The sequence below is a fragment of the Bradyrhizobium manausense genome, from assembly GCF_001440035.1.
Classification (GTDB): Bacteria; Pseudomonadota; Alphaproteobacteria; order Rhizobiales; family Xanthobacteraceae; genus Bradyrhizobium; species Bradyrhizobium manausense.
In genome coordinates this window covers 601,474-608,354 of sequence record NZ_LJYG01000108.1, presented here as the reverse complement: position 1 = coordinate 608,354, position 6,881 = coordinate 601,474, and the positions used below count along the sequence as shown (strand labels likewise).

Here is a 6,881-nt window from a genome sequence, read left to right as displayed (position 1 = left end):
CCGCAGGGGCTGCGGCCTGCAACGCCGTCGCCCGCGCAGGTCACGCGGACGCCGCCGCCGCAAGCGCCGCACCCGCAGGCGCTCGCGCGGCCAACGCCTCCGTCTCCGCCGCACGTGGCGCCGCCTCCACCGCGGGTCGCGCCCCCGCCACCGCGGGTGGCCGCGCCGCCGCCTCCGCCGCCGCATCCGCCAGTTGCAGCCGCGCGGCCTGCTCCGCCGCCTCCGCCGGTGGCCAGGCCGGCTCCGCCGCCGCCACCACGAATGGCGGTCGCGCCACCGCCTCCGCCGCGACCAGTCGCGCCACCGCCGCGACCGCCTGCGCCGCCCACGCCAGCGGCGAAAAAATGCCCGCCTAACCAGCCGAAGTGCTAGCGGGCAGGGCGGAAATCCCGGAAAGGGCCTTTCGCGGGCGGTAAAAGCCCCGAAAGGCCCTTATTTCCTTGCTTCTGGCCGAAATGGCGCTATATAGCGCGCCATCTCACACGGAAGCATGGCTCACAAGGCCGTCCGGTGGCAGCCGGGGCGACATCGCTCCGTTTTGCTCACACGCTTCCGGAGGAACCAACCGGAGAATTCAAACGATGGCACTGCCCGATTTCACTATGCGTCAGCTGCTCGAAGCTGGCGTGCACTTTGGTCACCAGTCGCACCGCTGGAATCCGAAAATGGCTCCGTTCATTTTCGGCACCCGTAACAACATCCACATCGTCGACCTCGCCCAGACCGTGCCGATGCTGCACACGGCCCTTCAGGCCGTCAGCGACACGGTTGCCAAGGGCGGCCGCATCCTGTTCGTCGGCACCAAGCGCCAGGCACAGGACGGCGTCGCCGACGCTGCCAAGCGTTGCGCGCAGTATTTCGTCAATTCGCGCTGGCTCGGCGGCACGCTGACCAACTGGAAGACGATCTCGGCCTCGATCAAGCGCCTGCGTCACCTCGACGAAGTGCTGGCCGGCGGCGAAGCCAATTCCTACACCAAGAAGGAGCGCCTCACGCTGCAGCGGGAGCGCGACAAGCTCGACCGCTCGCTCGGTGGCATCAAGGACATGGGCGGTCTGCCCGACATGATCTTCGTGATCGACACCAACAAGGAAGACATCGCGATCCAGGAGGCCCAGCGTCTCAACATCCCGGTTGCCGCGATCGTCGACACCAATTCCGATCCGAAGGGCATCACCTATGTGGTGCCGGGCAATGACGACGCCGGCCGCGCGATCTCGCTCTATTGCGACCTGATCGCGCGCGCGGCGATCGACGGCATCTCGCGCGCTCAGGGCGAGTCGGGCGTCGACATTGGCGCGTCGGTTCGTCCGGTCGCCGAAGAGCTGCCGGCCCCGTCCTCGAGCGGCTTCCAGGGTCTTGCCGGTCCGCGCGGCACCGCCGACGACCTCAAGAAGCTCCCGGGCGTGTCGGGCGCGATCGAGAAGAAGTTCAACGACCTCGGCATCTTCCACTACTGGCAGCTCGCCGAGCTCGACCACGACACCGCGCACACGATCGGCGAAGAAGTCGGTCTGCCGAGCCGCGCGGATGCCTGGGTGGCCAAGGCCAAGGCACTGACCGCGGAAGCGGAATAGTCAAAACGGCGATGGGTTGGCCGGACGGGATCCGGCCACCATTCATTCAGTTGACGCGAATTCCTGAGATGGACCGCGGCGGGGCAATTGGAAGCCACGCCGCGGCAAACCGGCAGGCAAGAAGGATTTCAACGATGGCAACGATCACAGCTGCGATGGTCAAGGATCTGCGCGAGTCGACCGGCGCAGGCATGATGGACTGCAAGGCCGCGCTGACCGAGAACGACGGCAACATGGAAGCCGCGCAGGACTGGCTGCGCAAGAAGGGCCTGTCCAAGGCCGCCAAGAAGTCGGGCCGTGTCGCGGCCGAGGGCCTCATCGGCGCGCTCACCAAGGGCAACAAGGGCGTCGTGGTCGAGGTCAACTCCGAAACCGACTTCGTTGCGCGTAACGGCCAGTTCCAGGGCCTCGTCAAGATGATCGCCCAGGTCGCGTTCGACACCGGCGCCGATGTCGAGAAGATCAAGGCCGCCAAGGTCGGCGACGTCACGGTCGAAGCCGCGATCAACGACGCGATCGCCACCATCGGCGAGAACATGACGCTGCGCCGCGCTGCTTCGCTCGAAGTGAGCCAGGGCGTGGTGTCGAGCTATGTCCACGGCGCGGTCGTCGATGGCGCCGGCAAGATGGGCGTGATCGTCGCGCTGGAATCGCCCGGCAAGGCCGACGAGCTCGCAAGCCTCGGCCGCCAGATCGCCATGCATGTCGCGGCCGCCAACCCGCTTGCGCTCGATCCCAGCGGTCTCGATCCGGCCGTCGTCAAGCGCGAGAAGGACGTGCTCGCCGACAAGTACCGCCAGCAGGGCAAGCCCGAGAACGTGATCGAGAAGATCGTCGAGTCCGGCCTGAAGACCTACTACAAGGAAGTCTGCCTGCTCGAGCAGGCCTTCATCCACGATACCGGCAAGTCGGTGGCGCAGGCGGTGAAGGAAGCCGAAGGCAAGGTCGGCGGTACCGTGAAGATCGCCGGCTTCGTGCGCTATGCTCTCGGTGAGGGAATCGAGAAGCAGGAATCGGACTTCGCGGCTGAGGTCGCGGCGGCCAGCGGCAAGAAGTAAGCGCTGGAACACCTCCTTCCGGCGTGCCGCCGGAAGCGGCGCCCGGACGAGGAAAGTGCTCATGACTGATCCGGTCTATCGTCGCGTCGTGATCAAGCTGTCCGGCGAATATCTCGCAGGACAGCAAGGCTTTGGCATCGATCAGCCGACCATGGACCGGGTCGCCGACGATCTGATAGCGGCCCGCCGGCTCGGATGCGAGGTGGCGGTCGTGATCGGCGGCGGCAATATCTTTCGCGGCGTCGAGGTCTCCTCGCGCGGCGTCTCGCGCACGACCGGCGACACCATGGGCATGCTTGCCACCATGATGAACTGCCTCGCGCTGGAAGCCACCATCGAGCGCAAGGGCGCGGCGGCGCGGACGCTGTCGGCGTTTGTCATGCCCGAGATTTCCGAGCTGTTCACGCGCACCGCGGCGCACAAATACCTCGCCGAGGGTCGAATCATCGTGCTCGGTGGTGGCACCGGCAATCCGTACTTCACCACGGACACGACGGCCGTGCTGCGGGCCGCCGAGATCGGCGCCGAGGCGGTGCTGAAAGCCACCAATGTCGACGGCGTCTACTCGGCCGATCCGAAGCAGGACCCTTCGGCCAAGCGGTTCGACCGGCTGACGCATTCGCAGGCGATCGAGGGCGGCTACAAGGTGATGGATGCGACCGCCTTCGCACTTGCCCGCGAGACGTCGCTGCCTATCATCGTATTTTCGATCGCGGAACCCGGTTCGATCGGCGCGATTCTGCGCGGTACCGGCCACGGGACTGTTGTCGCCGGCTGACGGCTCGTTCTGGCGCCCCGAAGCAGGGGCGCGGTGAGGTCGCCGGAACATTGAAGGAGAAACGTGATGGCCACGGGTAATTTCGACCTCAACGAAGTGAAGCGCCGCATGCAGGGCGCGGTCGCATCGCTCAAGCATGAACTTGGCGGACTGCGGACGGGCCGTGCATCGGCCTCGATGCTTGATCCGGTGCAGGTCGATGCCTATGGCAGTCACATGCCCCTCAATCAGCTCGCCACCGTCAGCGTGCCCGAGCCGCGCCTGATCTCGGTGCAGGTCTGGGACAAGTCGATGGTCAAGGCCGTCGAGAAGGCGATCGTCGATTCCAATCTCGGACTGTCGCCGGCAACCGAGGGCCAGGTGCTGCGCCTGCGCATCCCCGAGCTCAACGAGGAGCGCCGCAAGGAGCTCGTCAAGGTCGCGCACAAATATGCCGAGGCCGCCAAGGTCGCCGCGCGTCACGTCCGCCGCGACGGCCTCGATGTGCTCAAGAAGCTCGAGAAGAACCACGAGATGTCGGAGGACGACCAGAAGCGTCACGCCGACGAGGTGCAGAAGGCCACCGACGGCACCATCGCCGAGATCGACCAGCTGCTGGCCGCCAAGGAAAAAGAAATCCTCACCGTTTAAGGCCTTTTTCCATGTCCAACGCCGCCGCGCCCGCAACGGACGGACCTGATCGGTCCGATGTGCCTGCGCATGTCGCCATCATCATGGATGGCAACGGGCGTTGGGCGGCCGCGCGGGGTCTGCCGCGGGCCGAAGGCCATCGCCGCGGCGTCGAAGCGCTGCGGCGTGTGGTGCGAGCCTCGCACGAGCTCGGCATCCGCTATCTCACCATCTTCTCGTTCTCGTCCGAAAACTGGTCGCGACCGGCCAGCGAGATCGGCGATCTCTTCGGTCTGCTCCGCCGCTTCATCCGCAACGATCTGGCGAGCCTGCATCGCGACGGCGTCAAGGTGCGCATCATCGGCGAGCGCGCCGGCCTCGAGGGCGACATCTGCGCGCTCCTCAACGAGGCCGAGGAATTGACGCGCGACAACACCCGCCTCACGCTCGTCGTCGCCTTCAATTACGGCTCGCGGCAGGAGATCGCGAAGGCCGCGCAGAAGCTCGCTCGCGAAGTCGCCGACGGCACGCGCGATCCTGCCACGATCGACGCCGACGCACTCGGCGCCCATCTCGACGCGCCCGACATTCCCGATCCCGATCTCATCATCCGCACCAGCGGCGAGCAGCGCCTCTCCAACTTCCTGATGTGGCAGGCCGCTTACAGCGAGCTCGTCTTCGTGCCGGTCCACTGGCCGGATTTCGACAAGGCGGCGCTGGAAAGCGCGGTCGCCGAATTCGCCAGGCGCGAGCGCCGTTTCGGCGGCCTGGTTGCGAAATCAGCCTCGTGAGCGAACCCGACGCCGCACCGGCGGGCACGACGCCTGCTTCGAACAATCTGGTGATGCGAGTTCTCGCGGCGCTGGTGCTGGCGCCGATCACGCTGGCGCTTGCCTATGCCGGCGGCTGGCTGTGGGCGCTGCTCGTCACCCTGATCTCGATCGGGCTGTTCACGGAATGGCTGATGGTGGTGGGTGCAAGCTCGACCGCTCTGACCGGGGCAGGGACCATCGTCCTTGCCATGATGGGCTTGTGCGTTGCCGCCGGCGCGCTCAAGACTGCCGTCATTGTCGGCTGCATCGGCGGCGCGATCGTGACGCTGATTGCGCGCGGCAAGTTCATCTGGGCCGCGACCGGATTTGCCTATGCAGCGGCGGCGCTGCTGGCCTCGATCCTGGTGCGGAAGGATGTCGTGCACGGCTTCGCCGCGCTGATGTTCGTGCTGCTCGTGGTGTGGGCGACCGATATCGGCGGCTACTTTGCCGGCCGCGGGATCGGTGGGCCGAAGCTTTGGCCGCGCGTCAGCCCGAAGAAGACCTGGGCCGGCGCGTTCGGCGGCTTTGTGGCGAGCCTTGCGGTTGCGGGCGGCTTCGCCGCTTTCGGCATCGGAAAGGCGGTGCCATTGCTGTTCGTCAGCGCCGTCCTGTCGGTGGTCTCGCAGGCGGGCGACCTGTTCGAATCCGCGGTGAAAAGGCGCTTCGGCGTCAAGGATTCCAGTCACTTAATTCCCGGCCATGGCGGGCTATTGGACCGTCTGGACGGCTTTGTCGCCGCCATCCTGGTGGCATGGATTATCGGCTTTCTCCGCCATGGTGTGCATAGCGCCGGAAGCGGTCTTATGGTTTGGTGACGACATGAGCGCAGTCCCATTGCGTAACAACAGGCTTGCTGCGACCGACATCCGCAGCGTCACGGTCCTCGGCGCCACCGGCTCGATCGGCGACAGCACGATGGATCTGCTGCGCGCTTCGCCCGAGCGCTACCGCGTCGAGGCGCTGACGGCGAACAGCAATGTCGAAGCACTGGCAAAACTTGCCAGGGAATTCTCCGCGCGCTTCGTCGCGATCGCAGACAGCACCAAGCTCGCCGACCTGAAGGCCGCACTCGCGGGCACGAGCACGGAATGCGGCGCCGGCGAAAGCGCGGTGATCGAGGCCGGCGCGCGTCCGGCCGACTGGGTGATGGCCGCCGTCAGCGGAGCAGCCGGGCTGAAGCCGGCTCTCGCCGCGGTCGATCGCGGCGCGCATGTTGCGCTCGCCAACAAGGAATGCCTGGTCTGCGCCGGTGATTTCTTCATGCAGCGCGCGGCGAAGGCGGGCGCCTGCATTCTGCCTGCGGATTCCGAGCACAATGCGCTGTTTCAGGCGCTGGCCTCCGGCAATCGCGACGAGCTGGTCCGCGTCATCATCACGGCATCGGGCGGCCCGTTCCGGACCTGGAAGCCCGCGGACATCGAGCAGGCGACGCTCGAGCAGGCCCTCAAGCATCCGAACTGGAGCATGGGGCAGAAGATCACGATCGATTCCGCCTCGATGATGAACAAGGGCCTCGAGGTGATCGAGGCGTCCTATCTGTTCGCGCTGTCGCCTGACGAGATCGACGTGCTGGTGCACCCGCAGTCGATCATCCACGGCATGGTGGAGTTTTCGGACCGCTCGGTGATGGCCCAGCTCGGCTCGCCCGACATGCGCACCCCGATCGCCCATTGCCTTGGCTGGCCCGACCGGATCAAGGGGCCGGCGGCCAAGCTCGATCTGGCCAAGATCGGCCAGCTCACCTTCGAGGCGCCCGACTTCGAGCGGTTCCCCGGACTTCGCCTGGCGTTCGAGTCGCTCCGGACCGGGAAGGGGGCAACCACTGTCTTCAACGCCGCCAACGAGGTTGCGGTCGCAGCCTTCATCGCCGGCAAGATCCGCTTCGGTGCCATCGCCCGCCTGGTCGAGGCGACGCTGGAGGACTGGGTCCGGGGCGGGAACCAGGGACCCATGACGTCAGCGGATGATGCAATAAACGTTGACCATGTTGCGCGAAATAAAGCTGCCGCCCTGTTGCCTCAAATTGCCTTAAAGGCATCCTAGA

At 66.2% G+C, this 6,881-nt stretch carries 8 protein-coding genes; all 8 read left to right on the top strand.

Going from position 1 to position 6,881, the window contains the following annotated elements; genetic code table 11:
* On the top strand, positions 1–356 hold a 356-nt coding region (locus tag AOQ71_RS45585), incomplete at its 5' end, for a hypothetical protein (protein ID WP_430648665.1).
* Between the two features lie 225 nt (positions 357–581).
* Entirely contained in the window at positions 582–1,577 is a 996-nt protein-coding gene (locus AOQ71_RS33010) for a 30S ribosomal protein S2 (protein WP_057756082.1), read from the top strand.
* 134 nt (positions 1,578–1,711) lie between these two features.
* Entirely contained in the window at positions 1,712–2,635 is a 924-nt protein-coding gene (tsf, locus tag AOQ71_RS33005; RefSeq protein WP_057756080.1) for a translation elongation factor Ts, read from the top strand.
* A 61-nt stretch (positions 2,636–2,696) separates the two neighbouring features.
* The gene (gene pyrH / locus AOQ71_RS33000; RefSeq protein ID WP_057756078.1) at positions 2,697–3,413 is read left to right on the top strand and encodes a UMP kinase; all 717 of its coding nucleotides are present in this window, start codon (positions 2,697–2,699) and stop codon (positions 3,411–3,413) included.
* Positions 3,414–3,479: 66 nt separating this feature from the next.
* Positions 3,480–4,043 (top strand): ribosome recycling factor, encoded by a 564-nt coding sequence (gene frr, locus AOQ71_RS32995; protein WP_057756077.1) that lies wholly within the window; start codon positions 3,480–3,482, stop codon positions 4,041–4,043.
* A gap of 11 nt (positions 4,044–4,054) precedes the next feature.
* The gene (locus AOQ71_RS32990; protein WP_057756075.1) at positions 4,055–4,813 is read left to right on the top strand and encodes an isoprenyl transferase; all 759 of its coding nucleotides are present in this window, start codon (positions 4,055–4,057) and stop codon (positions 4,811–4,813) included.
* The gene (locus tag AOQ71_RS32985; RefSeq protein ID WP_083514656.1) at positions 4,810–5,652 is read left to right on the top strand and encodes a phosphatidate cytidylyltransferase; all 843 of its coding nucleotides are present in this window, start codon (positions 4,810–4,812) and stop codon (positions 5,650–5,652) included. The genes AOQ71_RS32990 and AOQ71_RS32985 overlap by 4 nt, the downstream gene beginning before the upstream one ends.
* A gap of 4 nt (positions 5,653–5,656) precedes the next feature.
* The gene (gene dxr / locus AOQ71_RS32980) at positions 5,657–6,880 is read left to right on the top strand and encodes a 1-deoxy-D-xylulose-5-phosphate reductoisomerase (protein WP_057756072.1); all 1,224 of its coding nucleotides are present in this window, start codon (positions 5,657–5,659) and stop codon (positions 6,878–6,880) included.
* Position 6,881: the final 1 nt, after the last annotated feature.